Consider the following 2,166-nt stretch of genomic DNA (forward strand, 5'->3'; position numbering starts at 1 on the left):
CGTGAGCGTCACGATAGGATCACCGGTGCCCGGGCTTGACTTGCGCGGAATGCTCTGGATAGCGCGGTCGGGATGATTGACGCCGCCGGCGCGCGGTGATGGGGTGACCCCCGGTTCGGAGCGGGCAACGGGGATCAGAATGACCAGCGAGTCGCATCTGCGCGAGAAGCTTCGGAAGATCGAGGCGTTGTTCGCAGGTGCCGGAACTGCTGGTGAGCGCTTTGCGGCGGAAGCCGCGCTGCAGCGGGTGCGGGCTCGGGTCGAGGAACTCGCTCGCCACGATCCACCGATCGAACAGCAATTCTCACTTCCCGACCAATGGTCTCGGCACCTTTTTCTGGCGCTTTGCCGCCGATATGGGCTGCGGCCGTTTCGTTATCGCCGGCAGCGACGCAACACGGTGATGGTCCGTGCATCACGAGGCTTCGTCGATCGAGTGCTGTTGCCGGAGTTCACCGAGCTGGAGGGTGCGCTGCAAGTGTATCTGCACGAGGTGACGCTGCGCGTGATCCGCGAAGAGATCTACGACGACGCCAGCGATGCGCAGGAAGTTCCCGACGCCTTGCCGTCGAACTGATCAAGCGGCGAGCTTTGCCTCCGAACCGTCGCGCTCGGCTTTCCAATTCCACGGCAGCAGCGCGTTCAGCTGATTGATCTTGGTGCGTCCGGAGATGATGCGCTCGAGAACATCCGTGAGATAGTGCCGCGGGTCGATGTCCTGAAGCTTTGCCGAGTTGATGAGCGATGCAAGAGTGGCCCAGGTTTCGGCGCCGCCCTCACTGCCTGCGAACAGATAGTTTTTCTTTCCCACCCCGATCGGCTTGATGCTGCGTTCGACCGTATTGCTGTCGATCTCGATGCGCCCATCATCGATGAAGCGCGTCAGGCCTTCCCAATGGTTGAGGGTGTAGCGGATCGCCTTGCCAAGGCCGGATTTCTTCGAGACTTCCAGCAGTCGCGCCTCGAGCCAGGGCTTGAAGTCCTCGATCAGCGGTCTGGTGTTGGATTGCCGCACCGCAGCTCGCTGCGTCGCCGGCAAACCACGAATGCGATCCTCAATGGCGTAGAACATCGCGATCCGCTGCAGCGCTGCCGCGGCAATCGGTGACTTCGTCGCGACGTGAACGTCCCAGAACTTCCGGCGCGCATGCGCGAAGCAGAACGCCAGTTGTACCAGACGGCCGCCGTTCTTGATCAGCCCCTTGTAGGCGGCGTAGCCGTCGACCTGCAGGATGCCGTCGTAATCTCCAAACAGCTGCCTGGCGCGGATCGCCTTGCGATCCTCGGCGAAGACGTAGACCACTGCCGGTGGCGCCGGGCCGCCCCACGGGCGGTCGTCGGTGGCGATCGCCCAGAACTGGCAGACTTTGGTTCTGCCACGGCCGGGATCGAGAACTGGCAGCGGCGTCTCGTCGGCAAACAGCCGCGGGTAGGACATCACTGCGCGGCGCAACAGCGCGTGAAGCGGCTTCAGCCACCAGGCGACGCGGCCCATCCACGAGGCCAGCATTTGCCGGTCGAGCGTGATGCCTTGGGCGGCAAACATCTGTTCCTGGCGATACAGCGGCAGCTGGTAGCCGTATTTCATCACTGCGATGTGGGCCAGCAAGGCTTCCGTCACCATTCCACCGTCGATCGCCTGGGCCGGCGCGGGGGCCTGCAGCACACCCTGGCGGCATCCACGGCAGCCGTACCGTGGACGAACAATGCGCTTGACACGGTACTGCATCGGAATGACGTCGAAGGCTTCCTTGACGGTCTCCCCGATCTTGTGCAGCCGCTCGCCGCAGCAGGGGCAGATGTGGCTCTCGATATCGATCACGACATCGATGCGCGGCAAATGCTCCGGAAGCTTCCCCCGGTTGCGTCGCGCCGGTCGCTTTCCACGGCCCTCCGCTCCGTCAGGCAGCCTGCCTCCGGTCACGTCGTCGTTGGCGGCGGCACGAGCCGCCTGTGCCGTGATGGTGAAGAGCTGTCCGAGATCCAGTGTCTCGGAGCGGGGACCGAAGATCGTGCGCTTGTACTGAGACAGGATCATCAGGAGCTTATCGTTCTCCTGGATCGCAGCGTCGCGTTGGGCAATCGCCGCATCACGCTCGGCCGAAAGCGAGCTGCATTCCGCCGACAACGCCGCAAGCCGTGACGATAGCGCTATCACGGTTTGCC

2 protein-coding genes are annotated in these 2,166 nt (G+C 63.4%); one reads left to right on the forward strand and one right to left on the reverse strand.

Annotated features, from left to right (window positions below; all coding sequences use genetic code 11):
* Positions 1 to 139 precede the first annotated feature (139 nt).
* On the forward strand, positions 140 to 577 hold the full coding sequence (locus tag IVA92_RS00395) for a hypothetical protein (protein ID WP_247307142.1): 438 nt from the start codon (positions 140 to 142) through the stop codon (positions 575 to 577).
* Here IVA92_RS00395 and IVA92_RS00400 read toward each other — a convergent pair.
* Positions 578 to 2,166, reverse strand: a 1,589-nt coding sequence (locus tag IVA92_RS00400; RefSeq protein ID WP_346658106.1) for an IS66 family transposase, incomplete at its 5' end; no start/stop codon positions are given.

The organism is Bradyrhizobium sp. 154, assembly GCF_023073875.1.
In the GTDB taxonomy this organism is placed as follows: domain Bacteria; phylum Pseudomonadota; class Alphaproteobacteria; order Rhizobiales; family Xanthobacteraceae; genus Bradyrhizobium.